At 63.1% G+C, this 26,063-nt stretch carries 26 protein-coding genes; 13 read left to right on the top strand and 13 right to left on the bottom strand.

Annotated elements, in window-relative coordinates; genetic code table 11:
* The first annotated feature begins 26 nt into the window (after positions 1-26).
* Complete coding sequence (locus JOE27_RS20595; protein WP_039603864.1) at positions 27-467, top strand: TadE/TadG family type IV pilus assembly protein; 441 nt, start codon at positions 27-29, stop codon at positions 465-467.
* Complete coding sequence (locus JOE27_RS20590; RefSeq protein WP_204919757.1) at positions 464-3,109, top strand: PAS domain-containing sensor histidine kinase; 2,646 nt, start codon at positions 464-466, stop codon at positions 3,107-3,109. The genes JOE27_RS20595 and JOE27_RS20590 overlap by 4 nt, the downstream gene beginning before the upstream one ends.
* On the opposite strand, the gene JOE27_RS20585 is transcribed toward JOE27_RS20590, so the two are convergent.
* Positions 3,094-5,049: a pilus assembly protein TadG-related protein gene (locus JOE27_RS20585; RefSeq protein ID WP_348632619.1), complete on the bottom strand. Its 1,956-nt coding sequence runs from the start codon at positions 5,047-5,049 to the stop codon at positions 3,094-3,096. The genes JOE27_RS20590 and JOE27_RS20585 overlap by 16 nt on opposite strands.
* Before the next feature lie 173 nt (positions 5,050-5,222).
* Between JOE27_RS20585 and JOE27_RS20580 the strand changes: the two genes are divergently transcribed.
* Positions 5,223-5,513 (top strand): DUF3509 domain-containing protein, encoded by a 291-nt coding sequence (locus JOE27_RS20580; protein WP_046784955.1) that lies wholly within the window; start codon positions 5,223-5,225, stop codon positions 5,511-5,513.
* Between the two features lie 3 nt (positions 5,514-5,516).
* Here the strand turns inward: JOE27_RS20580 and JOE27_RS20575 are convergent, their stop codons facing one another.
* A complete protein-coding gene (locus JOE27_RS20575) occupies positions 5,517-5,987 on the bottom strand; it encodes a phosphate-starvation-inducible PsiE family protein (protein WP_115273586.1) in 471 nt (156 codons plus the stop codon).
* Between the two features lie 228 nt (positions 5,988-6,215).
* On the opposite strand from JOE27_RS20575, the gene JOE27_RS20570 reads away from it, so the two are divergent.
* Positions 6,216-6,479 (top strand): YebG family protein, encoded by a 264-nt coding sequence (locus JOE27_RS20570; protein WP_046784740.1) that lies wholly within the window; start codon positions 6,216-6,218, stop codon positions 6,477-6,479.
* Positions 6,480-6,506: 27 nt separating this feature from the next.
* Here the strand turns inward: JOE27_RS20570 and JOE27_RS20565 are convergent, their stop codons facing one another.
* Positions 6,507-7,526, bottom strand: a complete 1,020-nt coding sequence (locus JOE27_RS20565) for a Glu/Leu/Phe/Val dehydrogenase dimerization domain-containing protein (RefSeq protein WP_046784739.1) — start codon at positions 7,524-7,526, stop codon at positions 6,507-6,509.
* A gap of 125 nt (positions 7,527-7,651) precedes the next feature.
* Between JOE27_RS20565 and JOE27_RS20560 the strand changes: the two genes are divergently transcribed.
* On the top strand, positions 7,652-8,458 hold the full coding sequence (locus tag JOE27_RS20560; protein ID WP_046784738.1) for a tetratricopeptide repeat protein: 807 nt from the start codon (positions 7,652-7,654) through the stop codon (positions 8,456-8,458).
* Here the strand turns inward: JOE27_RS20560 and maiA are convergent.
* The 3 genes from maiA to hmgA are packed head-to-tail and all read right to left on the bottom strand — an operon-like array spanning position 8,452 to position 11,694.
* The gene (gene maiA / locus JOE27_RS20555) at positions 8,452-9,084 is read right to left on the bottom strand and encodes a maleylacetoacetate isomerase (RefSeq protein ID WP_174142302.1); all 633 of its coding nucleotides are present in this window, start codon (positions 9,082-9,084) and stop codon (positions 8,452-8,454) included. The genes JOE27_RS20560 and maiA overlap by 7 nt on opposite strands.
* Before the next feature lie 12 nt (positions 9,085-9,096).
* Positions 9,097-10,389, bottom strand: a complete 1,293-nt coding sequence (fahA, locus tag JOE27_RS20550; RefSeq protein WP_204919754.1) for a fumarylacetoacetase — start codon at positions 10,387-10,389, stop codon at positions 9,097-9,099.
* 3 nt (positions 10,390-10,392) lie between these two features.
* Positions 10,393-11,694: a homogentisate 1,2-dioxygenase gene (gene hmgA / locus JOE27_RS20545; RefSeq protein WP_012312745.1), complete on the bottom strand. Its 1,302-nt coding sequence runs from the start codon at positions 11,692-11,694 to the stop codon at positions 10,393-10,395.
* Positions 11,695-11,807: 113 nt separating this feature from the next.
* Here hmgA and JOE27_RS20540 point away from each other — a divergent pair, with 113 nt between their 5' ends.
* Positions 11,808-12,590, top strand: a complete 783-nt coding sequence (locus JOE27_RS20540) for an IclR family transcriptional regulator (RefSeq protein ID WP_012312744.1) — start codon at positions 11,808-11,810, stop codon at positions 12,588-12,590.
* Between the two features lie 297 nt (positions 12,591-12,887).
* On the opposite strand, the gene JOE27_RS20535 is transcribed toward JOE27_RS20540, so the two are convergent.
* The 3 genes from JOE27_RS20535 to JOE27_RS20525 all read right to left on the bottom strand — a co-directional run bounded on the left by JOE27_RS20535 (position 12,888) and on the right by JOE27_RS20525 (position 15,489).
* Positions 12,888-13,808 (bottom strand): SDR family oxidoreductase, encoded by a 921-nt coding sequence (locus tag JOE27_RS20535; RefSeq protein ID WP_204919746.1) that lies wholly within the window; start codon positions 13,806-13,808, stop codon positions 12,888-12,890.
* 113 nt (positions 13,809-13,921) lie between these two features.
* Positions 13,922-14,827, bottom strand: a complete 906-nt coding sequence (locus JOE27_RS20530) for an alpha/beta hydrolase (RefSeq protein WP_115273583.1) — start codon at positions 14,825-14,827, stop codon at positions 13,922-13,924.
* Between the two features lie 206 nt (positions 14,828-15,033).
* Positions 15,034-15,489, bottom strand: a complete 456-nt coding sequence (locus JOE27_RS20525; protein WP_046784732.1) for a flavodoxin — start codon at positions 15,487-15,489, stop codon at positions 15,034-15,036.
* A 102-nt stretch (positions 15,490-15,591) separates the two neighbouring features.
* Between JOE27_RS20525 and JOE27_RS20520 the strand changes: the two genes are divergently transcribed.
* Together JOE27_RS20520 and JOE27_RS20515 are read left to right on the top strand one after the other, a co-directional pair.
* Positions 15,592-16,032: a PAS domain S-box protein gene (locus JOE27_RS20520; RefSeq protein WP_204920649.1), complete on the top strand. Its 441-nt coding sequence runs from the start codon at positions 15,592-15,594 to the stop codon at positions 16,030-16,032.
* Positions 16,033-16,078: 46 nt separating this feature from the next.
* Positions 16,079-16,696: a hypothetical protein gene (locus JOE27_RS20515; protein WP_046784730.1), complete on the top strand. Its 618-nt coding sequence runs from the start codon at positions 16,079-16,081 to the stop codon at positions 16,694-16,696.
* Here the strand turns inward: JOE27_RS20515 and JOE27_RS20510 are convergent.
* The gene (locus tag JOE27_RS20510; RefSeq protein ID WP_119688280.1) at positions 16,681-17,613 is read right to left on the bottom strand and encodes a MerR family transcriptional regulator; all 933 of its coding nucleotides are present in this window, start codon (positions 17,611-17,613) and stop codon (positions 16,681-16,683) included. The two genes, JOE27_RS20515 and JOE27_RS20510, sit on opposite strands and share 16 nt — an antisense overlap.
* 220 nt (positions 17,614-17,833) lie before the next feature.
* On the opposite strand from JOE27_RS20510, the gene JOE27_RS20505 reads away from it, so the two are divergent.
* The 4 genes from JOE27_RS20505 to JOE27_RS20490 all read left to right on the top strand — a co-directional run bounded on the left by JOE27_RS20505 (position 17,834) and on the right by JOE27_RS20490 (position 19,804).
* Positions 17,834-18,394, top strand: a complete 561-nt coding sequence (locus JOE27_RS20505) for an antibiotic biosynthesis monooxygenase (protein ID WP_046784728.1) — start codon at positions 17,834-17,836, stop codon at positions 18,392-18,394.
* A 77-nt stretch (positions 18,395-18,471) separates the two neighbouring features.
* On the top strand, positions 18,472-19,164 hold the full coding sequence (folM, locus tag JOE27_RS20500; protein ID WP_115273580.1) for a dihydromonapterin reductase: 693 nt from the start codon (positions 18,472-18,474) through the stop codon (positions 19,162-19,164).
* A 9-nt stretch (positions 19,165-19,173) separates the two neighbouring features.
* Complete coding sequence (locus JOE27_RS20495) at positions 19,174-19,470, top strand: DUF1244 domain-containing protein (protein ID WP_012312735.1); 297 nt, start codon at positions 19,174-19,176, stop codon at positions 19,468-19,470.
* Complete coding sequence (locus JOE27_RS20490; RefSeq protein WP_204919744.1) at positions 19,463-19,804, top strand: HopJ type III effector protein; 342 nt, start codon at positions 19,463-19,465, stop codon at positions 19,802-19,804. The genes JOE27_RS20495 and JOE27_RS20490 overlap by 8 nt, the downstream gene beginning before the upstream one ends.
* A gap of 24 nt (positions 19,805-19,828) precedes the next feature.
* Here JOE27_RS20490 and JOE27_RS20485 read toward each other — a convergent pair whose 3' ends face one another.
* Both JOE27_RS20485 and fabV read right to left on the bottom strand, forming a co-directional pair.
* Positions 19,829-20,737, bottom strand: a complete 909-nt coding sequence (locus tag JOE27_RS20485) for an alpha/beta fold hydrolase (RefSeq protein WP_204919741.1) — start codon at positions 20,735-20,737, stop codon at positions 19,829-19,831.
* An 88-nt stretch (positions 20,738-20,825) separates the two neighbouring features.
* The gene (gene fabV, locus JOE27_RS20480) at positions 20,826-22,025 is read right to left on the bottom strand and encodes an enoyl-ACP reductase FabV (protein ID WP_204919739.1); all 1,200 of its coding nucleotides are present in this window, start codon (positions 22,023-22,025) and stop codon (positions 20,826-20,828) included.
* Between the two features lie 322 nt (positions 22,026-22,347).
* Between fabV and JOE27_RS20475 the strand changes: the two genes are divergently transcribed.
* Positions 22,348-23,526, top strand: coding sequence for an acetyl-CoA C-acetyltransferase (locus JOE27_RS20475; RefSeq protein ID WP_204919737.1), 1,179 nt, complete (start codon positions 22,348-22,350; stop codon positions 23,524-23,526).
* Between the two features lie 74 nt (positions 23,527-23,600).
* On the opposite strand, the gene metE is transcribed toward JOE27_RS20475, so the two are convergent.
* A complete protein-coding gene (gene metE, locus JOE27_RS20470) occupies positions 23,601-25,901 on the bottom strand; it encodes a 5-methyltetrahydropteroyltriglutamate--homocysteine S-methyltransferase (RefSeq protein WP_204919688.1) in 2,301 nt (766 codons plus the stop codon).
* Between the last annotated feature and the right edge of the window lie 162 nt (positions 25,902-26,063).

Raw genomic sequence — 26,063 nt, 5'->3', positions numbered from 1 at the left:
GACTCCTCGTCAGGGTAGACGCAATCATGCAAGCAGGCCCGGTAGCACGGCAAAAAGGCGCGGCAGCCATCGAGTTCGTCGCCGTCTTCATGATCTTTTTCACAGTGTTCTACGGCCTGGTCAGCTACACCCTGCCAATGCTGATGCTGCAATCGTTCAACCAGGCCAGCAGCGAGGCCGTGCGCCGCTGCGTGGCTCTGGACCCGAGCAGCGAGACCTATGACGACGATGTACAGGCGCTTGCCCATGCAGTGATCCGCGAGCAGTTGGCCTGGATGCCTGAGGCACTCGACTTCCAGCCGGCCGATGCACAGGTGAGCGTGGATGATGACAAGCTGCTGAAGGTGACGATCAATTATCCGAAAAGCAAACTGCACAAGGTGCTGCCGCTGCTGGTGATACCGCTGATTGGCGAAGTGCCCCGCCTGCCTGAGAGCTTGCAGGCCGAAGCGAGCCTGCAACTGTGAGTGGCCTGTTCGATCGCTGGCTGGGCAGCCATGGCGCAGAGCCCGCCGCGCAGATGTCGCATGCCGTGGGCCTGCAGGTGTGGCTGGACGATCAGGGGCATGTGCTGCGCCTGGCCGGGCCCTTGCGCACGCTGCTGGCCGTACCCAGCCACGCGCAGGCGCGGGTGCACGACTACCTGTATCGGCACAGCTGGCTGGCCCTCGAAGGTGTGCCCGCCGATTGGCAAGGGCAAGCACTGGACCTGGATTTTCATACCGTGCACGGCCAGGCCCTGCAGACCCGTGGCTGGCTGCAACACCAGGCTGTCGGCTGGATGCTGCAGCTGTTCGATATCAGCGACCTGCTGCGCCAAGGCGCTCAGCAGGAGCAGTGCCTGACCTTGCGCCAGCTGGCCGCAGACGTCGGCCAGGCCGTGCGTGACTGCAGCGAAGACTGGCTGACGCAGACGACCGCCGAGCAACTGCTGCGCCTGGCCGAGCACTGGCATGCCGGCTCGGTACGCCTGATGTTGGCGGACCCATCGGGCTGGCGGGCGCATACCTGCAGCGAAAGCGACTGGCCTTGGCCCGATGACCAACGCCTGCAGCCGTGGCTGCAGGCACTTCCCGCCCATTTTCAGCAGGTCGCGCCTGACTTGCCGCACTGGCGGGCGACGTGCGCTGGGTTGCCGCTGTTCCTTGTGCCTTACAGCCACGGCCATGAGGTTCAGGCCTGGTTGCTGTGTGCGGGCGCGCCATCGGTGCCTTCACCAGAGGCGGCCAAGGCGCTCTTGCAAGCCTTGCTCGAGCCGCTGCTCGCGCGCCTGCGGCAACACCAGCTGCAGCAGCGCTCGCGCCATCTGGACGAGCTGCAACAGCAACTGGGCGCAGGCTGGTGGCAATGGCCGGGGCAAGGGCCGCTGCATTTCGATCCGGCCCTGGCCGCCAGCCTTGGCCTGCCCAGTGCGGTGAGCATCGAGCAATGGCTGGCGCGCCTGCACCCGGCTGATCGGGAGGCTGCGCAAATGGCCCTGGAGCAGCTGCGCAACGGTGTGGCATTGAGCTTGAACGTGCGGCTGCTCGAAGCCGACAGTGGCGCGGCGCCTCGCTGGCTGCACTGGGTCGGGCAGTTGCACGGCGGCCAGGGGCACGGCTTTGTGCTCGACATCAGCGCACTGAAAGCCCAGGAGCTTCAGGCCAGCGCCGCGCGCGCCCGGCTGGAGAACCTGATCGCCAGTTCGCCTGCGGTGATCTATATCCAGCGCTGTTGCGAGGGCGCGTTGCACAGTGAGTTTTTCAGCGCCAGCCTGACGCCGATGCTGGGCTGGCCCAAAGATAGCGAGCTGGCGCGCCATCCAGGCCAGGCGGTACACCCGCACGACCGGGCGCTATGGCTTGAGCGAACACGTACGCTGCTGCGCGATGGCCAGGTCCGCAGCCGCTATCGCCTGCGCGACCACTTGGGTGGCTATCACTGGGTGCTGGACGAAGCCCGGCTGTTGCGTGACGACCTTGGCCAGCCGGTCGAGGTGGTCGGCCTGTGGCTGGATGTCAGCGAAGCGACCGAGGCAGCCGAGCGTGTGCGCCAGAGTGAGGAACGCTACCGGGTGCTGGTGGAGGATTCACCCGCGATGATCTGCCGCTACACCCCGGACCTGCAGCTGCTGTTCGGCAACCGGCCGCTCGCCGAACAACTGGAGTGCGCACCTGAGCAACTGAGCGAGATGAACCTGGGCCAATGGATGTCCGACAGCCAGCGCCTGTCGTTTCTGCAACGCCTGGCCGACCTTACCCCGGAGCAGCCGCTGGGCAGCGCGGAGATCTGCCTGCAACTGCCAGGGCACAGGCATGCCTGGTGGGTGTGGGCCGAGCGTGGGCTGTTCGATGAGCAAGGCCGGCTGCTGGAAGTGCAGGCAGTGGGGCGCGACAACACGCAGGTAAGGCAAAGCCAGCAACAATTGATGCAGGGCGCCAAGATGGCCACGCTCGGCGAGTTGGCGACAGGGCTGGTGCATGAAATCAACCAGCCGCTGAACGTGATGCGCCTGGCCATTGCCAACACACTCAAGCGCGTGGAAAGCGGGGTGGTCGAAGTCGAGTACCTGACAGGCAAGCTGCAGCGCATCGATGCACAGGTGGGGCGCGTGGCCAGGCTGGTGGAGCACATGCGCACCTATGGGCGGCGCTCCGCGCTTGAGCACCAGGTGTTTGCAGCCTGGACTGCGGTGGATGGCGCAGTGGCGTTGCTGGCTGAAGGGCTGCGCGGCAAAGGTGTGGCGTTGCAGGTCGAAGAGCCGGATTTCTGCCCGGAGGTGCAAGGGCATGAGGACCAGCTCGAGCAGGTGCTGATCAACCTGATGGTCAACGCCCGGGACGCTTTGCTCGAGCGCCAGGTGGCCAGCCCACGGATCGGCATCTGCCAGCGTATCGAGCAAGGGCAACTGTGCCTGCAGGTGGAAGATAACGCCGGCGGTATCGACCCACGCCTGATCGAGCGCATCTTCGAGCCGTTCTTCACCACCAAGCCTGCGGGCGTGGGTACCGGGCTGGGGTTGTCGGTGAGCTTCGGCATCGTCGAAGCCATGGGCGGCAGGCTCGAAGCGCTCAATGGCGTCGACGGTGCCTGCTTCCGGGTGTTGCTGCCCATCTACAACACCAACTGAGCACGGCCGGTGGAGCAACTGAGGTTGGCGCCGACGTCGGTATTGACCAGGTCGATTCCCAGAACCTTCAGCAGCACATTGACCAACGGGTCGATCAGGGGGCTGAGCAACCCTCTTATCAAGGGTTCGATGATGCCTTTGACCGTACCGAGTACATTGCCGGCGATCACCAGCACATCGCCGAGGCCACTGTTGGCGGTGGGTTTGAAGGCCTGGAGCTGGACGCCCAGCAAGGTGTCGCTGAGGCTGCCGACCACGTTGTCATTGACCGGGCGCATGTTCAGGTAGGCGGCGGGCTGCCCGATATTGGGCGGTTCGCTAACCGGGCCCTGGAACACCAGCGAGTGCTCTACCGGGCCACTGCCCAGCAGCTTGCTGTCGACCCGCAGGCCAAGGCCGCCACCGGCGTAGGGTATTCGGCTTTGGCAAGTTCCGAGTATCAGCAGCTTGGTGCAGCGTTTGGTGCCGATATCGATCAATGGCAGCGCCTTGACTGCGGTAGTGCCGGTGGTGAAGAACGCGTCAGTGGATTCGAAGCGCCCCACCGCCAGCTTGGCAGCAGCGCTCTGGGCCTGGACGGTCAAACGCTTGGGCGAGCATCTGAACGTGTCAGGAGACTGCGGGTCGAGGCGTGCCGTGGCTTCGGCGACCTGAAGGCCAATGTCCAGCTGAAGCTTGTCAGGCACGAGCACGATATCGGTCACGGTGCACGGCACACCCAACAGGCATAGCACCGACTCCAGTGTCGAAGCCAGGTTCAGGCTGAGCAGGTTGTTGAGCACGTTGGTCAGTGGCGAGGCCAGGTCGAGCACCGCATTGACCAAGCCGAAGACCGTGCTGAGCAGCGGCAGGTCGAGCGAAATCATCGCCCGTACCTGAGCCGTGTGAACCCTCAGTTCATCCGTACGCGGATCGCCGACCGCCGAGACCTGTTGCGGCTCGATCACCTTCAGCCGCACCCGACCGTTGATCAGGCCGAGCACGCTAATCGGCAAGTCGGCAGTGGCTGCGCTTTCGCTCGCAGCCAGCTGGATCACCCCCTGCACCAGTTGCAGCAGCTGGATGCTGGCGTCCAGCCCCGCTTGGGCAGTACCGTTCTGAATATCGAGAATGTCGCTCAGTTGCAGCAACGTGCTGTTGCCGGCCCCCAGGGCGACCTTGCCCAGGTTGGTGACAACATCGGCGGCGGCACCGCTTTGCTCAAGTACCTTGACCGCCGCTTCCAGCAATTGTGTGGCGGTGGCGTCGGCATTGAGCAGTTGCTCGTAGTCGCCAACGGTCAATTGCAGGTCGACAGCCAACTGCTCGAGGTAGTTGAGCAGGTTGAGGTCGGTTGCGGCTATGCCTTTCCAGCCTGCGAGGCCAAGCTGCACGTTGCCTCCCAAGGCGCCGAGCAGGCCATCGAGCAACACCGACTGTTGCGAATCCACCGTAGCCAACGTAGTGCGAATGCTCAGCATGACCTGTGGCGGCAATGCCTTGGACGCCACCGCATGGGCCTGCAGGGTGGTGGTCAGGGGAGCCCCGCCACCTTGGGTCAGGATGTAGATGCCGGCGGCAAAACTGGTGGTGACTGTGTTGCTGACATCGACCCGTATCGCTTCGTTACGGGCATTGTCGCTGGTAAACGTGCGCAGGCTATTGGCACCGGTCTGCAGGTAACCGCAACTGGCCACCAAGGGGCTGCCAGGCGTGTGGCCGTTGCGGGCCGCGGCTACGCTGGCGATGGCCGTGGCCTGTGGGCCACTGCCCGTGCACACGGCAGACTGGCCTGCAGCTTCAAGCGCGGCCATGTCGGCGATGCGTTGCAACTTGCGCTGCTCAAGGTAAAGACGGCCGCTGTCGACCACTACCAGCATGAAAAGCAAGGCCAGGGCCAGTGTGGTAACCGCCATCAGGCCGATCGCGCCACGCTGCCGGGCAGCGGAAGAGGGAACCACGGGCACTCCTTTGCAGGCCAGAGGCCAGCCATCGCGGCTTTGGTCACAGGAGTGTAGTCACAATAGTGGCTAATTGCCTTGCCCTGGGGCGCGAGGGCTACCGATCAAATGCCCTGAACCAACCCGGCATCTACCCGGTCAATTCCTGCAATCACCTATTGCAGGCCCAGACCATGAACAATCCATTCGAACAGATCAGCGCCGCCTTCGCCCCCGAGTACCGCGTAAACCTGAGCATCGAGCGCCTGGACGGCAGCATCATGCTGACACTGTCCGATGATGCCGGGGTGGTCGCCAAGCGCCTGATCACCCAGGCCCAGCGCAACGACCCGGTGCGCCTGCAGCGGGTCATCGACAGCATTCGCCTGGGCTTGGCCATCGAACTGGGGCAGAACCCTTTGCAGGTACTGGCCGCCCTCACCCGCGACCCGCGCCAGCAGCCAGGTCACTCCATCGCCAACTGACGGCTACTTGCCCTCTTCCACTGCCTTGCCATTGGCGTCCAGCACCTTGGTCGAGGGGTAACGGTACGAGGCGTAGCGCACCACCAGGATCGAAAACGCCAGCAGCAGGATGCCCCCGCACAGGTACAGCAGGCCCTCATCCGGCGCCTTGTGGTGCGACACATCACCGATCAGCAGGCGGGTCAGCGCGGTGATCGCCACATACAGCAGGAAGCGGATAGGCATGTGGTTGGTCTTGAAATAGATCCCGACCATCGCCCCAAGCTCCAGGTAGATGAACAGCAGCAGGATGTCATCGACGCTGATGCCGCCCTTGCCGAGCATGTCCAGGAACGTCATCACCGCCGCGTAGGCGGTAATGGCGCCGATGCCGAACAGGGCAAGGTAGTGAAACCCCTCTACACACAGATTGCCCAGCGAGTCGGCCGAGCCATGCAGGCCCTTGCGCAGCTTTTCTGCCCATTTGATGTTCACGATGTGCGATTCCCCGATACGACATGAAGGATGATGCGTCACGCGTGTGACGCTTGTGCCATGCAGTTAAAGGGCCAGGCCCCTGCTTTTGGAAGGCGGCAGATTGCCGCAAGGCACCTGTGGGCTACGCTTTTTTGCGGCAAGGGTTGCACCTGAGGTGCGATTGCCATTACTGTATGCACATACAGTGATCGATAAACCAACCGCAAAAAGGCACAGAGGTGATGAATGGCCGTCGAAGTGGTGTACCGCAGCAGCCGCGACCCGGAGCGCTTGTTCATGGATAAGGCCGAAGCAGATCGTCACGACAAGATGCTCGAACTGGCCGAGCGCCTGGCCGAGGTGCTGCACAAGGCGGTGCCGTCGCTGACCGAGCAGCAGGTCGAGGAAGCCGGCATTTACATGGCGAAGAACCGCGACGTGTTCGCGCGGGCATTCAAGAGCCAGCCGGACGCGTTGGGTGAGTTGTTGCAAGGTGACGCTGCAGAATGATGTCGACGGCCGGGCCGCCGTGCGGCTTCAGCCGTATAGCAACCGCTCCGCCAGCATTTGCGCCACACGGGCGGGCGAACGCTTCTCGGCCTGAGCGTGAGCGAACACCTCGGTCAGGCGCGTCGGGATCCGTGCCAGGTGCGCGGTGATGGTGCCCAGCTCCTCGCCGCGGTGCTTCATTGCCACGTAGATCAAACCACCGGCATTGATCACGTAGTCCGGAGCATAAAGAATCCCGCGAGCCTCCAGCTGGTCAGCAACCTGCAAGGTGGTCAGCTGGTTGTTCGCCGCCCCTGCCACCGCAGCACAGCGTAATTGCATCACCGTCTGGCCATTGAGCACCGGGCCCACGCCACACGGCGCAAAAATATCGCAGGGCGTACTGATCAAGGCATCGTTGGTCACCGGATGGGCGTTGAACTGCTCCACCGCCAGCCGCACCCGACCGGGGTCCAGGTCACTCACCAGCAACTCGGCACCTGCTGCGTACAATTGCTCGGCCAATGCGTAACCCACATTGCCCAGGCCTTGCACCGCAATGCGCAAGCCTTTGAGGTCGCTGCTGCCCAGGCGGGCCAGGCAGGTTGCACGGATACCGGCGAATACCCCCATGGCCGCATGCGGCGAGGGATCACCCGAGGCCGTTGTGCTGGTCACATGGGGCGTACTCTGGGCGATGCAATCCATGTCCAGCGTGGAGGTGCCACTGTCCACAGCGATGATGAAACGCCCCTGTAGGGTATCGACGAAGTGCCCCAGCGCCTCGAACAGCGCCGCGCGGTTTTCCACGTGCGGGTTGCGCATGACCACCGCCTTGCCACCCCCCAACGCCAGCCCGGCCAGCGCCGCCTTGTAGCTCATGCCTTGCGCCAGGCGGATGGCATCGGCCATGGCGCTCTCGTCGTCAGCGTAGGGCAGGTAGCGGCAACCTCCCAGCGCCGGGCCTCTAATCTCGTTATGAATGGCCACCACAGCCTTGAGGCCGGTTTTCGGGTCGGTAAAGAGGTGCAGTGACTGAGTGCGGGTGCTTTGCATCAGCGCGAACATCGGCGGGCTCCCCTGGGAGGTGCTCCTAGCAGTATAGGCATCCACATGCACGCCAAGCTGCGACCGGACCACTGGACGAATCACGACGCCAGCGCTATTACTCAAGGGTATGCGGAGATGCCCCCATGAACCCACGCCAAGCCTGCCTGGCCTGCCTGGAACGCGAACCGGTCGCCTTGCTGGAAGCTGCCTTGTGGATTGCCGCCGAGCACGATCGCAAGGTCGAGCCCGCAGCCAGCCTTGCCAGCCTGCACCACCTGCAAGCCGAAATCAGCGCCAGCCTGCCGATGCTGCCGGTGTGCGAGCTGGCTCAGCCACTGCTGCGCCAACTCAATGCGCTGGGCTTCCAGCAGGATGAATTTCACCCACTGCGCCCGCAGGCAGCACTGATGGACAAGGTTTTGCTGCGCCGCCGGGGCCAACCGCTGGCGCTGGCCATCATTACCCTGGAGCTGGCCCGGCGCCTGTCCATAGCGCTGGAGGGTGTGGCATTCCCAGGGCACTTTCTGCTGCGCGTACCCGGTGCCGATCACCTGCTCGACCCTTGCGGTGGCCGGCGCCTGTACCCCAATGATTGCCGCGAGTTGCTGGCCCGCCAGTTTGGCCCGCATGTGCCGCTGACAGCCGAGCACCTGCGCACGGCCAGCCCGGCCCAGATGCTGCAGCGCCTTTCGCGTAATTTGCGCCAGCTGCATATCAGCAATGACAACCACCTGGCCGCGCTGGTCGACGCCGAACGGGTCATGCAACTGGGCCCGGTGCAAGTCAGCGACTACATGACCCGCGCCTCGCTCTACCAACACCTCGACTGCCCGCAGGCCGAACGCTTCGACCTGGAGCATGCCTTGCTGCTCACCGAGGATCCGGTCCAGCGCCTGAAGCTGTCCGAACGCATCGGCCAGCTACCGCTGGCGAACCGTTCGATTCACTGAAGCGGTGTATCCGGCTGGCAGGACGGGTGCGCCTTGGCGAATGCAGCATGCCTGGCGGCCAATGCCGCAACCCGGCGGATACGCGGATAGCTGCCAAGGTCGATGTTGAATCGCTCGGCGGCATACAGTTGCGGGACCAGATAGACGTCTGCCAGCCCCGGCGCCTCACCAAAGCAGTAGCCATCATCGCCGATCAGCTGCTCTACAGCCGCCAGGCCTTGGCCAATCCAGTGGGCAATCCACTGGTTGACCTTGGCCTCGTCATGGCCCAACTGGCGCAATTGGTTGAGCACACTGACGTTGTGCAACGGATGGATATCGCAACCGATGATCGCCGCCACACCGCGCACCCTGGCCCGTGCTGCAGCGCCACGGGGCAACAGCGCAGGCTGTGGATAAACCTCTTCCAGGTACTCGATGATCGCCGGCGACTGTACCAGCAGCTGGGCATCGTCGGTGCGCAGAGCCGGTACCCGGCCCTGCGGATTCACCGCTACATACTCGGTACCGCGCTGCTCGCCCTTGAGCAGATTGACCGGCAGGGCCTGGTAATCCAGGCCCTTGAGCGCCAGGGCAATGCGCACCCGGTAGGAAGAGGTGGAACGGTAGTAGGTGTACAGCTCCATTGCCCTGCTCCCTCAGTTGGCGGCGATGATCTTGCCGCGGCACTCACCAAAGCCGATGCTGGCCACGCCATCACGCTTGCAACGGGCACGCAGGATGATCTCATCGCCATCCTCGAGGAACTTGCGCTGCTCGCCACTGGCCAGCTCCACCGGCTGCTTGCCACCCAAGGTGGTCTCCAGCAGGCTGCCGTAGGCGTCGGGCGAAGCGCCGGACAGCGTGCCCGAACCGAACAGGTCGCCTGGCTGCAACTGGCAGCCGTTGACACTGTGATGGGCAATCAGCTGCGCCACGGTCCAGTACATGTTCAGGGTGTTGCTCAGCGCCAGGCGGTGGGCCGGCAAGCCCTGCTCACGCATGCGCTCGGTGATCAGCAGCACTTCCAGCTCGATGTCGAAGGCGCCATTGGCCTGGTCACGCGGGTCAAGCAGGTAGGGCAACGGTTGTGGATCACCTTGCGCACGCGCCGGTTGGGCGCAGCGGAAAGGCTCCAGAGCCTCGGCGGTGACCACCCAGGGCGACAGCGTGGTGATGAAGCTCTTGGACAGGAACGGCCCCAGCGGCTGGTATTCCCAGGCCTGGATATCACGCGCCGACCAATCGTTGAGCAGGCACAGGCCTGCCAGGTGCTGATCGGCTTCAGCGATCGGAATCGCCTGCCCCATCTCGTTACCCCGGGCAATCCAGATACCCAGCTCAAGTTCGTAATCCAGGCGCGCACACGGGCCGAAGCTCGGTTCGGTGTGCCCGGCGGGCAGCGTCTGGCCCTTGGGGCGGCGTACATCGGTGCCTGACGGGCGCAGCGTCGAGGCGCGGCCGTGGTAGCCGATCGGCACGTACTTGTAGTTGGGCAGCAGTGGGTTATCGGGACGGAACAGCTTGCCGACGTTGGTAGCGTGCTGGATGCCTACGTAGAAATCGGTGTAGTCGCCGACCTTGGCTGGCAAATGCAACTGGCAATCACTGGCAGGATGCAGCGCGCCCTTGAGCACAGCCTGATGCTCGCTGTGTTCGCCCAACAGCGCCAACAACCGCTCGCGCAACGCCACGCGGGCCTCTCGGCCGAGGGCGAAAAAGGCGTTCAGCGCGCCACCACGGGTAGCCTCCACGGCGGCCTTGGCCTGGCCTTCGAACAGCCCGGCAGCCAGCACGGCCTCCAGGTCGAGAATCGCATCACCGATGGCAACGCCGCAGCGCAGCGTTTCACCTGGGCGGCTGAAGATGCCCAACGGCAGGTTCTGCAGCGGGAAGTCGCTGTGCCCGTTGGCGTGCTCGACCCAGCTACGGGCAATGGCGGACTGGTTCATGGGTTATCTCCGGTTCGGGTTGAAGGTGCTCGGCAAGGTGGCCCAGCAACTATCGTAGTCGGCCTGCAACTGCGGGCACTCGAGCGCCTGCAGGCTCGGGCGCAGCACCTGGCTGGTCTCGAACATGAAGGCCATGGTGTTGTCGATCTTGTGCGGTGCGAGGTCGGCGGCAATGGCTTTTTCGCAGGTCTCGGCATCGGGCCCGTGGGCGCTCATCACACCGTGCAGCGAAGCGCCACCGGGCAGGAAACCTTCGGCCTTGGCATCGTAGGCACCGCTGATCAGGCCCATGAATTCGTTCATCAGGTTGCGGTGGAACCACGGTGGACGGAAGGTGTTCTCGGCCACCATCCAGCGCGGCGGGAAGATCACGAAGTCCATGTTGGCCAGACCATGCACGCTGGTCGGTGACGTCAATACGGTGAAGATCGACGGATCGGGGTGATCGAAGCTGACCGTGCCGAGGGTGTTGAAACGACGCAGGTCATACTTGTAGGGCACGTTACTGCCGTGCCAGGCGACCACGTCCAGTGGTGAGTGCTGCAGCTCGCAGGCCCAGTGTTCACCCAGGAACTTCTGCACCAGCTGTACCGGGCCTTCAGCCTCCTCGTAGTGCGCTACCGGGGCCAGGAAGTCTCGGGGGTTGGCCAGCCCGTTGCTGCCGATCGGGCCCAGGTCCGGCAGGCGCAACGGCGCGCCGTGGTTCTCGGCAATGTAGCCCCGGGCCTGGCCATCAGGCAGTTCGACGCGAAACTTCATGCCGCGCGGTACCACGGCGATTTCCTGCGGCTCGACCTCCAGCAGCCCCAGCTCAGTGGCGATGCGCAGGCGGCCCTGCTCCGGCACTATCAGCAGTTCACCGTCAGCGTTGAAGAACACCCGTTCCATCGAGCGGTTGGCGCAGTAGATATAGACACTCACCCCCGCCGGTTTGTCCGCAGCCGAATTGGCCACCATCGGCAGCCAGCCTTCGATGAAGTCAGTCGGTTCAGTTGGGAGCGGTTGAGGGTTCCAACGCAGGCGATTGGGGGTGACGCCGCCCAGCGGCCCGTTCAGTGGCTGACGCGCCAGCCGTTCAAAGCGCGGGTGCAGGGCGGACGGGCGAATGCGATACAGCCAGGTCCGGCGCAGTTCGCTGCGCGCCATGGTGAACGCCGTACCCGACAGTAGCTCGGCATACAGGCCGTAGGGGGCCTTCTGCGGAGAATTTTGCCCGACGGGCAGGGCCCCGGGCAGGGCTTCACTGGCGAACTCATTGCCGAAGCCGCTCAGGTACTGAAGGTCGGGCGACGTGTCGCGGTTCATCGATGCCTCCGGATTTTGTTTTTATCGTAATCAGATTACGAATAACGTAATTTGCTCCGTGCAACCCGTCAAGCTATAAAGGCGCGACTCGACGAATCCGGAAAACCCAACCCATGGCCAAAGCCAGCTCCCCCACCGACAACGGCAAGCAGAAGGTCCGCTCGGCGGAAGTCGGCACCGACATCCTCAAGGCCCTCGCCGAGCTCTCGCCGTCCACCTCCCTGTCGCGGTTGGCCGAGCACGTGCAGATGCCCGCGAGCAAAGTGCACCGTTACCTGCAAGCACTCATTGCCAGTGGTTTTGCCGAGCAGGATGCGGCCACCAACCACTACGGGCTTGGCCGTGAAGCATTGCGCGTGGGGCTGGCAGCGTTGGGCAGCATTGATGTGCTGAAGCTGGCGGCGCTGCCCTTGTCGCAGCTTCGCGACGAGCTCAACGAAAGCTGCTTCATCGCCGTGTGGGGCAATCAGGGAGCAACGGTGGTCAGCATCGAGCCTGCTGTACGGGCGGTGACGGTGGTGACCCAGATCGGCTCGGTGTTGCCGCTGCTCAGTTCCTCTACCGGGCTGGTGTTTGCCGCGTACTTGCCTGAGCGCGAAACCCTGGAGCTGCGCGACAAGGAACTGGCCGTGCTGCAGCAAAGCGCGAGCGATTACGACCGGCTGCTGGCAGGCATTCGCGAACGGGGCCTGCACCATGTGCACGGTTTGCTGATGCCGGGCGTGGATGCGCTCTCGGCCCCCGTGTTCAATGCCATGGGGCAGATCGCCGCGGTGATGACCGTGGTAGGGCCGACCTCGATCTTTCACGCCGATGAACATGGGCCGGCGGCGCAGCGCCTGCTGGCAGCAGCGCGTGATACCAGCTGGCGCATGGGTTACGCACCGAAGGCCTGAGACGGGCTGTGGCACTGTTGCCTGAAACGTAAAGGTGAATGTCGCAAGCGGCTATTTTTCCTGCCGGATCAAGCGCTTATTCTTGAATCACTGGCCGGCATGAAGGGCACTCCCCCCGCCTTTCAGGCCTGCGAGGTTCACCGACGTTGATTTTGAAGCTCCTTGATCTGACGTCTCGATTGGCCGCTGCGCTTGCAGCGGCTTTTTTTTGTCGGTTGTTTACAGTGCGTTGGTGGCGCATGCCTTGACTGTTCTGGCGGCCAGCAGACCGAGCGCCGACCGCGATGGAGCTCGATCTCAAGGACGCTGCAGCGGATACTGCTGCAGGTTCGCCATCATCTGCTGCAACGCCTGCAAGCTGTCCTGCGGGTGTATCGCCTCAGCGAAATCACCAATCTGCGCCCAGCTGTCAGCCACCTGCTCAGGGCTAAAACCTTCCCTCGGGTCGAAGCCGACACCCAGGCTACGCTCCCAGCGCACCTTGCCAATCCAGCCCCCGCCCACCTCGAACAGCTCACCGCTGCTCTGGCACTGCTCGCTCCCCAGGTAAACCACCAGGGGGCTGACCAGTTCAGGCTTGAGGCGTTCGAACACCTGTGCCGGGATCAGCCCTTCGGTCATGCGCGTGCCACCGGTAGGCGCGATGGCATTGACCAACACGCCGTGTTTGCGCCCTTCGATGGCCAGGGTACGGGTCAAGCCATATAAGCCAAGCTTGGCCATGCCGTAATTGGCCTGGCCGAAGTTGCCATAGATCCCAGAGGTCGAAGCGGTGAAGATCACCCGCCCCCAGTTCTGCTCGCGTAAATGGGGCCAGGCAGCGCGGGTGACCTTGTAGGCGCCCTCGACATGGACCCGGTAAACCTGATCCCAATCACTGTCGTCCATCTTGTGGAACGTCTTGTCACGCAGGATGCCGGCATTGTTGACCAGTACATCGACCCGACCAAAGCTGTCCAGCGCCTGTTCGACGATGCGTGCGCCGTCACTGACGGAGTCGTGGTTGGCCACAGCCGTACCACCTGCGGCGCGGATCTGCTCGACAACCCGATCGGCCGCCGAAGCGCTGGCGCCTTCCCCATGGGTGGAACCCCCAAGATCGTTGACCACCACCTTGGCGCCACGCGCGGCGAACAACAGTGCATGGGCGCGGCCCAGGCCACCACCGGCCCCCGTGACGATCACCACACGGTCTTGCAGACTTACCGGCTCGCTCATGCTCTTGGCTCCAGACAGGTTGAAGGCCTCGAGTGTCCACCAGCCTCTGCCAGCGGACAATCAAGCTCACTCAGCCTGAATGCCAGGCGATAACGCGCAACGATGTCAGTGGCTCAGGACCAGGCCACTTTTTGCGGGAAGTAGCTCAGCGGCTGTTCGCGAAAGGCCAGATAATGGCGCAATACCTGCGCAGGGGCTTCGGTGTGCGGGTAATGGCCAATGCCTTGCAATTGCACGATGTCCGGGTTGGGCACCAGTTGCTGGTAACGCTCGACCATCTGCGCTCCGCTAAGCGGATCGACCACGCCGTTGATAAAACGCAGCGGCACGCCCTCACGCTGCAGCGCACCCACCCAGCGCTCGCGATGCAGCCTGCGCTCGGTCACGAAACCGACCAGCTTGTGCAGGATGCGAGTGCCGCCGTTGGAAGCGATCAGGCTCCAGAAGTCATCCAGCGCGCTTTCACTGGGGTGAGTGCACGGCCCATAGACCTGGCTGACGTTGCGCACCAGGTCGTCGCGCCCGAACGAACGCGCCACCAGCCAACCCAGGCGGCTGAGCAACAGCTTCTGTATCAACAGTACCCGGCAGCTTTCAGGGAACAGGCCGCTGTTGAGGAACACGCAACTGGCGATGTCGGCACGCTGTTCATGGTGTCGCGCCAGCAACTCCTGGGCCACACTGCCGCCGTAATCGTGTGCCAGCAGGTGCACAGGCTGGTCGACCTTGAGGTGGGCGAGCAAGGCCTGCTGCAGGTCGGCTTGCTCGATCAGGCTGTAGCCATGGTTGAGCGGCTTGGCCGAATCGCCAAAGCCGAGCATGTCGCAGGCGATGAGGCGAAAGCGCTGGGCCAGCGGCGTCCAGAGGTAATGCCAATCCCAACTTGCCGTCGGGAATCCATGCAACAGCAGCAGGGGCTCTCCTTGCCCTGCGGTCCAGTAGCGGATGCTCTGGCCCCGGAATGAAAAACTCTGACTCCGGGTACGCCAGACGCACAATGGTATCTCGGCCAAAGGCATCAGATTCGTCCCGGTATGCAAAGGTTGTGGTTATAGGGCAAGGCTGCGGTCATTGCATTTCACCTCGGCACATACATGTGCTCTCTATGTCGAGGCTGAGTCTAGTCAGCCGCCCACTCGGTGAAACTTGCGTTGACAGCCAGCTTGATGACCGAGCGAGTCAGTGGCACGAACGGTCACTGCGCACACGGGTCGCCACTACAACCTCAGGCCGTCAGGGCCTGGGCAAATGCTGCCAACCACGGTTCGGCGTCAGTCTCCGGGGTTACTGTCTCGCTGGCATCGAGCTTGAGCATCGGCTGCAGTTCACGCACACCCAATTCGGCAAACAGTTCACGCAACTGCTCGCCACCGCCGCAGTAAGTATCGCCATAACTGGAGTCGCCCAACGCAATGACCGCCCCCGGCAAGCCACGCCAGGCGGCGGGCAGGGTGTCACGGATGCTGCTGTACAGCGCCATGAGGTTGTCCGGCAGTTCACCCATGCCGGTGGTGGAGGTCACTGCCAGCAACGCTTCTGGCGCAAAACCTTCGAGATCCTGTTGGGTGGCGCGGGCAGCGTGCCAGGCATCATGGCCTGCAGCCTTGAGCAGCGACTCGGCATGACGGGCAACTTCTTCGGCAGTACCGTACACGGAGCCGGAAATAATGGCGATTTTCATCGAGAGATGGATTCCGAAACTGAGTGAAAACGTAGGATACTAGCATCCGGCGGTGGCAAAAGGCCGCCCATCCCTATGCCCCCTTTGTCTACTGGCCAGGACATGATCAACGCACAACTGCTGCAATCGGTGGTCGATGCGTCCAACGACGGCATCGTGGTCGCCGAACAGGAAGGCGATGACACCATTCTGATCTACGTCAACCCGGCGTTCGAGCGCCTGACCGGCTACAGCCGCGACGAGATCCTTTACCAGGATTGCCGTTTCCTGCAGGGCGATGACCGGGACCAGCTTGCCCGAGCGCGCATTCGCAAGGCGCTGGCCGAAGGCCGTCCCTGCCGCGAAGTACTGCGCAACTACCGCAAGGACGGCAGCGCCTTCTGGAACGAGTTGTCGATCACGCCGGTGAAATGCGATGCCGATCATCGCACGTATTTCATCGGCATCCAGAAGGATGTCAGCCGCCAGGTCGAGCTGGAACGTGAACTGGCCGAGATGAACGTTCGTCGGAATTTCGACAAGCGCCAGGAACCAAGCGCTTAAGGCAGAGTCAATCCCGTTGAAGAAGCCGTCAACTCCGAGTTCGATCATGCACGCCAATGCGCTTTTGACCCAGGACGAGCTGGATTTCATCCAGGACATGCAGCATTCCCCGCAATTGAACCAGACCGACCCGATGTCGAGCCTGCTGGTCAATGGCGACCGTCGTATTCAGTCGTTGCTGGCTCGGCTGGTGGCCAACGAGCAAGTCACCCTGCAGGCACAGTTCAACAACCAGCAGATCAACTTCCCCCTGCACCTGGTGGAAGACGAGTTCCACGCCGTGCACCTGCAGATCGGCTCGCCGGAAATCTACGAAGACGGCCCGATGCTGCGCCCTTGGCGCCTGTCGATGGACCAACCCACTGCGCTACTGGATGCGCACGGGAAGGTTAGCGGGCTCTTCGTGCGCGAGATTTCGTTCAAAGGGGCGCTGCTGGAAATTCGCGGCCTGCCCGAAGCGCCTTCGCGCTTCGACCTGCGCTTCGCGCCAGGGGGCATCCCGGCCATCACACTGCACGGCAGGCTACGCCGGCGTATTGGCTCGGATCTCGCTGCCTACGACCTCAGCCGCAGCCCGGCGCAAGAAACCGAGCGCTTGCGTGAATACATTCTGCAGGCTCACCTTCAGGCCCACCCGGAGCTGCACGCTCAGCTGTCGAGCTGACCGGCCAGGTATTGCCGCAGGCGCCGCCGCATCAGGCTTACCTCTGCACCCAGGCACGCCACCGGGCTGCCGGCCAGGCTTTCCTGGGCCATTTCGGCAGCCTCCCCCGCCAGTAGCAATGGGCACTCAAGCCCGGCAGCCAGACGGCTCAAGCGCTTGCTCAGCTCAGCGGTCGGCGCGTGGTTGGAGAACAGCACCAAAGCATCGGGCCGGAGCTTTCCAGAGACGACCGCCAATTCATCCAGCGGCTGCCCAGGCGTCAACACCGTCACTCCGACATCATCGCTGCACAACAACAGGCCGGTGACCAACAGTTCCAGTTCCAGGCACTGCCCTGGCAACGGTGCCAGTAGCACGCAGCGGCTGCGCTGCCGACGCGTGAGCTGCAGGCGCGAGAACACCCGGGCTCGCAAGAACTGATCGAGGAACAGCCACTCGCTGGCCTGGCCGAACGCACCCTGCCCCGCCGCCAGGTCGTGCCAGACAGGCATGAACACATCAGCGAAAACCTGGTCCTGACTGATGCAGGCAAACACCTGGTCGAACAAGCGGTCAAGGCTTGCGGCATCAAAGCGTTGCACGGCCTCGCGCAATTGCGCCTGCCAGCGGATGGCGGAATCGGCTGCAAACGCGTCATGCACGTTCGCCTGATCACGCGCCAGAATACTGCCGACCTTGCTGACCGCCACACCGCGTTCGAGCCACCCGAGGATGCGCCGGATTTCGTCGATGTCTGCCAGCGAATAGAGCCTATGGCCACTGTCGGTGCGTGTTGGCTGGATCAGCCCATAGCGCCGCTCCCAGGCACGCAAGGTCACGGCATTGACCCCGGTGAGCCGGGAAACTTCACGAATCGGGTACAGCTCCGAATGCTGCAGGCCTGCTTCGACTTGCGCGATAAGTCCCTGTTTGTCCATCTGCACTTAGTGACCTGTGCGCAAAAAATTGGAGGTACAGTCTACTACGACCGGGAACGTCTCACGTTAGCCTCCCTTTTGCAGCGGAGCAGTTGCCAACGAAGTCCAATAAGCGATAATCCGCGCCCGATTCTTGCATGCAAGCCTGCGTCGCCCACCACCCCGGGCAACGCAGCCAAGGGGCCGGCTACCCGCCAGCCCCGTCGCCAGGAGATACACGATGTCTACCCCACCCGTCACCCTGATGGTGTCGCGCCGCGCCGCCCATGGCCGCTACCAGGACCTGCTGGCCTGGCTGCACGAAGGCGAGCAACTGGCCACCGACTTCCCCGGCTATCTCGGTTCAGGCATCCTCGCACCGCCCCGCGACAGCGATGAATTCCAGATCATTTTCCGCTTCAGCGATGAACCCACCCTGCACGCCTGGGAGCATTCCGCGTCGCGCCGGGCCTGGCTGCAACGCGGCAACGGCCTGTTCGAGCGCCCCAAAGAAAGGCGCGTCAGTGGCATTGATGACTGGTTCGGCACCAACACAGTGCAAAAACCACCACGCTGGAAACAGGCAATCGCGATCTGGCTGGCATTTTTCCCCGTCTCGCTGCTGTTCAACGTGCTGTTCGGCCACTGGCTGACCGAATTTGAACTGGTGCCGCGCGTGATGCTCAGCACCCTGGCCCTGACGCCGCTGATGGTCTACCTGTTCATTCCCCTCTCCACCCGCCTGCTGGCCGGCTGGCTTCATGCCTCGCCGCCCTCAGGCGCCGCACTGCGCAGCCGCTGAGGCCAGGCCATACAAGAGGGAAACAGTTCGGGTATGCTGGGCGGCAACGACAGGAAAGACAAGTTGACCGCCCGCACATGAACAGCCCAATTCTCGTTACCGGAGCCAGCCAGCGCGTCGGGCTGGCCTTGGCCCTTGAGCTGGCAGAGGCCGGCCATACCGTGGTCAGTGCCAGCCGCAGTGTCCAGCCCCAGCCTGCGCACCCCAACATCGTGCAGTTCCAGGCCGACCTTTGCCTGGCGGCCGACCGTCAGGCGCTGATCGACCACCTGCAGCAGCACTACGATGGGCTGCGCGCGATCATCCACAATGCCTCTTTGTGGCTCGACGATGGCCTGGACAACCTGCAGACCATGTTCCGCCTCCACGTCGAGGCGCCCTACCACCTGAACCTGGCGCTGGGTGATTTGCTGAACAAGGTCGACAAGGCCGATATCATCCATATCTGCGACGAAACCTCCTCGCGTGGCAGCAAGAGCCATATCGGCTATGCCGCCACCAAGGCAGCGCTGCAGAACATGGTGCTGTCGTTCGCCGAAAAATATGCGCCCAAGGTACACGTCAACGGTATCCTGCCCGGGCTGCTGATCCTCAAGGAAGGGGGCGACGAAGCCTATCGCCAGCAGACCCTGAAAAAGGCCCTGCTGGAATTCGAACCCGGCGCCGGCCCGCTGATCGAGACGGTCAAATACCTGCTCGACAGCCAATACAGCACCGGCAGCCAGGTGGTCATCAACGGTGGCCGCCACCTGAAGAATCGCATGACCTGAGAGAAGCCCATGACTGCGCAAGAACAACTCGAACTCGAGGCCGCCGCCTTCCGGCGCCTGGTCGCACACCTGCAGAACCGCACCGATGTGCAGAACATCGACCTGATGAACCTCTCCGGCTTCTGCCGTAACTGCCTGTCCAAGTGGTACAAGGCCGCGGCCGACGAACGCCAGGTCGACATCAGCCTGGATGACGCCCGCGAAGCGGTGTATGGCATGCCCTACGCCGAATGGAAAACCCAGTACCAGAAAGAAGCCAGCGCCGACCAGCAAGCGGCGTTTGAAAAAGGAAAACCTCGTGACTGATCTGAACACCCTGCGCGCCAGCCTGGCCAGTGGCGAACACGCCTTTGCCGACACCCTGGCGTTCATCGCTGCCAACTACAGCTACCAGCCACAGGCCTTCACCAACGGTGGCGTGGAAAACGCCGCCGGGCAGAACGAAGGCTCGTGCAAGACGCTGGGCCTGGCCCTGCTGGAAGGCCTGAGCGACCAGGAGGCGCTGCTGGCCTTCGGTGAACACTACCGCGACGTGATGGCCACGCCCGAGGGCACTGACCATGGCAACATCCGTGCGCTGATCGCGCATGGCCTGGCAGGCGTGAAGTTCACCGCCCAGCCGCTTTCGCGCAACGCCTGATACTGCCGGGCCGGGCAGGCCCCATCAACTGATGATCTGCCCCGGCCCGTCGGCCGGCAACCCGCCGCGCTGCAACCACGCCAGCGCAATCGGCCACAGGCTCTCGCGGAATCGGTCATGGAAAAACGCGAAGTGGCCAATGTCCTCGACCGCGATATCCACAGGTGCGATCCGCAGATGCCGACGCTCGGCGCCTTCCAGATAACCTAGCAATCGCTCTGTAGCGGCAACCGTGCCAAACGGGTCATCGGCCAGGCTAATCGCCAACGTTGCCGCCCGCACCTGAGCAAACGGCAAGTACTGCAACTGGCGCCCGCTGGGCCTTTGCTCGTAGCGCGCAGTACGGGTAGTCCAGTCCTGGACCACACCGGCAGGCGTGTCTTCCATCCAGCCCAGGCGCTTGCCAGGGAAGTAACCGAACACACGGGTCAGCAACGGCATCGCCACATGCCATTTACCGAACAGTCGCCAACGCTGATCGGCCGCGTAGTCACGCCAGTAGGCGAACTGCGCACCCACCATTACCACCCGCCTGATCCGCTCGGCAGACGGCGCCAGCCCTACGGCGCAACCGCCGAAGCTGTGCCCAACGACATCCACCGGCTGGCAGGGAAATGCCTGGGCGGCGTACGCCAGCATGGCTTCGAAATCCAACCTGCCCCAGTCGCTCCAGGAGGCCTGGAAACCGCGCAAGGAAGGCGGCCGGGATTCGCCGATGCCGCGGTAGTCATAGGTCAACACGTCGCAGCCTTGGGCGAACAGGTAATCGGCAAAGCGGGTGTAGTAACGGCAGCGCACGGACGTGGCGGCATTGATGATCACCAGCGGGCGCTGGGGATTGGCCAGGGCGTGGCGCCAGTAGAAACCACCAAGGCTGTAGCCGTCGGCTGTGGTCTGGCGAAAAGGCGTGGCCGGTTGGGTGAGGCTGCTCATGGCGCGCTTCCTGTTGTTGTGCGCCAACGCTAGCAAAAAACGCGAGGGCTATACCGGCCCTTTCGCGGGGCCGGTACAGCCAGAGGGCCTACAGCTCGACGCAGTCGAACTTCACATCGGTCGCCACATCTTCGTCGTAGTTGACGTCAGCGCGCTCGAAGCCGAACAGGTTGAGGAACTGCTTCTTGTAACCGGCGTAGTCGGTCAGTTCGAACAGGTTCTCGGTGGTCACTTGCGGCCACAGGGCCTTGCAGGCGCTCTGCACGTCGTCGCGCAGCTCCCAGTCGTCCAGGCGCAGGCGGCCCTTCTCGTCCAGCTCCGCCGGGGCGCCGTCAGCACGGTACATGCGGTCACGGAACATGCGGTCCAGCTGATCCTGGGTACCTTCGTGGACGCCCTTCTCCTGCATGATCTTGAAGACCATCGACAGGTACAGCGGCATCACCGGAATGGCCGAACTGGCCTGGGTGACCACCGACTTGAGCACGGCCACGTTGGCGCTGCCACCGACCTTACCGGCCAGACGCTGGGCGGTTTCGTCCAGGTCCTGCTTGGCCTTGCCCAGGGCGCCGTGCCAGTAGATCGGCCAGGTGATGTCGCTACCGATGTAGCTGAAGGCCACGGTGCGAGCCTGTGGCGCGAGCACGCCAGCGGCGTTCAGGGCGTCGATCCACAGTTCCCAGTCCTGGCCGCCCATGACGGTGACGGTGTCAGCGATTTCCTGCTCGGTGGCCGGCTCGATGCTGGCCTCGATGATGGTGTCCTTGTTGGTGTCGATGGCGGTCGACTTGTACGGCTGGCCGATCGGCTTGAGCGCGGAACGGATCACTTCACCGGTCTGCGGCAGCTTGCGCACCGGCGAGGCCAGGGAGTAGATGACCAGGTCGACCTGACCGCCCATTTCGTTCTTGATCAGCTCGATGACCTTGGCACGGGCTTCATCGGAGAAAGCGTCACCGTTGATCGACTTGCTGTACAGGCCCTCGGCCTTGGCGAACTTGTCGAAGGCAGCAGCGTTGTACCAGCCGGCAGTGCCAGCCTTGGTCTCGGTGCCTGGCTTTTCGAAGAACACGCCCAGGGTATCGGCCTTGAAGCCGAAGGCTGCGGTAATGCGTGCCGCCAGGCCGTAGCCGCTGGATGCACCAATGACCAGGACCTTCTTCGGGCCATCCTCGCGCACGCCCAGCTTGCGGGTGGCTTCGATCTGGTCACGGACGTTCAGCTCGCAGCCCTTGGGGTGAGTCGTGGTGCAGATGAAACCGCGAACCTTAGGATGAATGATGGCCAATGTCTGTACCTCGTCAGGTTTATGCAGGGAAGCGCCGCCTTGGGCGATTCCGATTGATCAGAGGGTGAGACTACCCCCACAGGTTATCCGACACATATTACGGGGTGATCAAAGGGATGCAAAACGATGCGCCCCCCGATGAACACTCTGTCGCCGGCAAGATCCGGTGGTTAAGAGCAAAGACCGGACACCAGCCCAGGAGCCATTGATTGGTTTTTCACATCAATGGCAAAGAAAAACAAACTTAACAAATGAGCCAAACCCGCCGAAGCTGGTGGCACTGCGCCCGCTGGGCGCCCACCTGCACACGGAGAACAACAAGATGAACGATGTGGTCATCGTCGCCGCAACCCGCACCGCCATCGGCAGCTTCCAGGGTGCCCTGGCCAACGTGCCTGCGGTAGACCTGGGCGCTGCCGTGATCAAGCGCCTGCTGGAGCAGACCGGGCTGGACCCGGCACAGGTCGATGAGGTGATTCTCGGCCAGGTACTCACCGCCGGCGCCGGGCAGAACCCTGCCCGCCAGGCCGCGATCAAGGCCGGCCTGCCCTACAGTGTGCCGGCGCTGACCCTGAACAAAGTCTGCGGTTCTGGCCTCAAGGCCCTGCACCTGGCGGCCCAGGCCATCCGTTGCGGTGATGCCGAGGTGGTGATCGCCGGAGGCCAGGAGAACATGAGCCTGGCCCCCTACGTGATGCCTTCGGCGCGAACCGGGCAGCGCATGGGCCACGGCCAGTTGGTCGACAGCATGATCACCGACGGCCTGTGGGATGCCTTCAACGACTACCACATGGGCATTACGGCCGAGAACCTGGTGGAGAAGTACAGCATCAGCCGTGAACAGCAGGATGCGTTCGCTGCCCAATCGCAACGCAAGGCCGTGACCGCCATCGATGCCGGCCGCTTCAAGGACGAGATCACGCCCATTGTGATGCCGCAGAAAAAAGGTGACCCCAAGGTCTTTGACCGTGACGAGCAGCCACGCCCGGACACCACCGCTGATTCCTTGGCCAAGCTGCGCCCGGCCTTCAAGAAAGACGGCAGCGTCACCGCTGGCAACGCCTCCAGCCTCAACGACGGCGCCGCTGCGGTGCTGCTGATGAGTGCGGGCAAGGCCAAGGCCCTTGGCCTGCCGGTACTGGCCAAAATTGCCGGCTACGCCAGTGCGGGGGTGGACCCGGCAATCATGGGCATTGGCCCGGTGTCGGCCACCCAGCGTTGCCTGGACAAGGCCGGCTGGCAATTGGCCGAGCTTGACCTGATCGAGGCCAACGAGGCCTTTGCCGCACAGGCGCTGGCGGTGGGCAAGGCGCTGGAGTGGGATGCCGCGCGGGTCAACGTCAACGGCGGGGCAATTGCCCTTGGGCACCCGATCGGTGCTTCGGGGTGCCGGGTGCTGGTGACCTTGCTGCACGAAATGATCAAGCGCGACGCCAAGAAGGGGTTGGCCACGCTGTGCATCGGCGGGGGCCAGGGTGTCGCTTTGGCGATCGAGCGTTGATCCTGGTTTAAGGCAGACAGCACTGCCCTCATCGCCGGCAAGCCGGCGATGAGGGCGGTACAAGCAGCAAATGCTCAGGCTGTGGCGCGCAACTCACGAGCCGCCGCCACCATGTTCACCAACGCCGCCTCGGTCTCAGGCCAGGAACGGGTTTTCAATCCGCAATCCGGGTTGACCCACAGACGCTCGGCCGGAATACGCAAAGCCGCCTTGCGCAGCAACTTGACCATCTCCTCTCTGGTCGGTACCCGTGGCGAGTGAATGTCATACACACCTGGGCCGATCTCGTTGGGGTAGTCGAACTTCTCGAACGCCTCCAGCAATTCCATGTCAGAACGCGATGTCTCGATGGTGATGACGTCGGCGTCCATCGCAGTGATCGACTCGATCACATCATTGAATTCGCTGTAGCACATGTGGGTGTGGATCTGTGTTTCGTCACGAACGCCCGAAGCGCACAGGCGGAAGGCTTCGGTGGCCCACTCGAGGTAAGCCGGCCAGGCACTGCGACGCAGCGGCAGGCCTTCGCGGAAGGCGGCCTCGTCGATCTGCACGATCTTGATATCAGCTGCCTCAAGGTCGAGCACTTCATCGCGAATCGCCAGCGCCAGTTGACGGGCCTGGGCTTCGCGGCTGACATCCTCACGCGGGAACGACCACATCAGCATGGTCACCGGGCCGGTCAGCATGCCCTTCATCACTTTGCCGGTCAGCCCTTGTGCATAGCGGGTCCAGGCCACGGTCATTGCCTCAGGCCGGCTCAGGTCACCGTAGATCACCGCCGGCTTCACGCACCGCGAACCATAGCTCTGCACCCAGCCAAAACGGGTGAACAAGTAACCGTCGAGTTGCTCGGCAAAGTATTCCACCATGTCGTTGCGCTCGGCCTCGCCGTGCACCAGTACGTCCAGGCCCAGGTTTTCCTGGATCTGTACGGCATGGCGAATTTCACTGTGCATGGCTTCGACGTAATCGGCTTCGGTCAACTTGCCCTGTTTAAACGCCTGGCGTGCCAGGCGTATGGCAGGGGTCTGTGGGAAAGAGCCGATGGTGGTGGTCGGATAGGCAGGCAGGTTCAGCCCGGCTCGCTGCTTGGCAATGCGCTGGCCGAACGCCGACAGGCGTTGGCTGTCGCCAGGCTTTATCGCGTCGACACGCGCCTGTACGGCAGGCTTGTGGATACGCGGCGAGCTGGCGCGGCCAGCCTCGATGGCGCGGCTACGCGCCAGTGCGGCGGCAACTTCGGCAGCGTCCGGCTGATTGACGGCCTTGGCCAGCACGGCGACTTCCTGGCATTTCTGCACGGCGAAGGCCAGCCAGCTTTTCAGCTCGGTGTCGAGCTGGTCTTCACGGCTCAGGTCCACCGGGCTGTGCAACAGCGAACAGGATGGTGCGACCCACAGGCGGTCACCCAGACGCTCGGCAGCGTGACGCAGTACATCAACGGCATTTTCCAGGTCGCAGGCCCAGACATTGCGGCCGTTGACCAGGCCCAGCGACAGTATCTTGTAGGCCGGCAGGCGGTCGAGGATGGTCGGGTACTGCTCCGGCGCCCGCACCAGGTCGATATGCAGGCCGTCGACGGGTAGGTTGGCGGCAAGGCCGAGGTTTTCTTCCAGGCCGCCGAAATAGGTGGCCACCAGTTTTTTCAAAGGGGCGCGCTGGAGGATGTTGTAGACACGCTCATAGGCGTTTTTCCATTCCTGCGGCAGATCGAGTACCAGGATCGGCTCGTCGATCTGCACCCACTCCACACCCTGACCAGCCAGGCGATTGAGGATTTCGTCATACACCGGCAGCAAGCGGTCGAGCAGCTCCAGCTTGTCGAAGTCGCCACCTTTGGTTTTGCCCAGCCACAGGTAGGTCAGCGGGCCGATCACCACCGGTTTGGCGGCATGGCCCAATGCCGTGGCTTCGTCCACTTCCTCGAACAGCTGCTCCCAGCTCAGGGCGAAATGCTGATCGACGGTAAACTCAGGTACCAGGTAGTGGTAGTTGGTGTCGAACCACTTGGTCATTTCCTGCGCGTGGGCACCGCCGCAGCAGTTGGCACTGCGCTCGGTCGCCACGCCACGGGCCATGGCGAACAGGGTTTGCAGGGTGGGCTTGGCACCGTCATGGCCTCGGAAACGCTCGGGGATGACGCCGAAGGTCAGCGAGTGCGTCAGTACCTGGTCGTACCAGGCGAAATCGCCGACGGGCAACAGCTCGATGCCAGCATCCTTCTGGGCTTGCCAGTGCGCCGCGCGCAAGTCGCGGCCAACCTTGCGCAGGCCGGCTTCGTCCAACTCACCTTTCCAGAAGGCTTCCTGGGCTTTTTTCAGTTCGCGGTCGCGGCCGATACGCGGAAAACCCAGGTTATGTGCCAGTGCCATCTCTTGTCCCTCAGAATGCAAAAAATAATGAGGGGGATTTTCCGGCCCGCCACACAATGAGACAAACTCATTTAATTTGAGATGAAGTCAAGATTCTTTCATGATGAATAGGCCGGGCACGTCTTGTTCAGAGCAGCCTGGTACGCTCGCAGACAAGCCTGC

The sequence above is a fragment of the Pseudomonas sp. M5 genome, assembly GCF_016907075.1.
Lineage (GTDB): Bacteria > Pseudomonadota > Gammaproteobacteria > Pseudomonadales > Pseudomonadaceae > Aquipseudomonas > Aquipseudomonas putida_E.
Note: the sequence above shows the minus strand (reverse complement) of the source record. Positions and strands in the feature narration are given on the sequence as shown.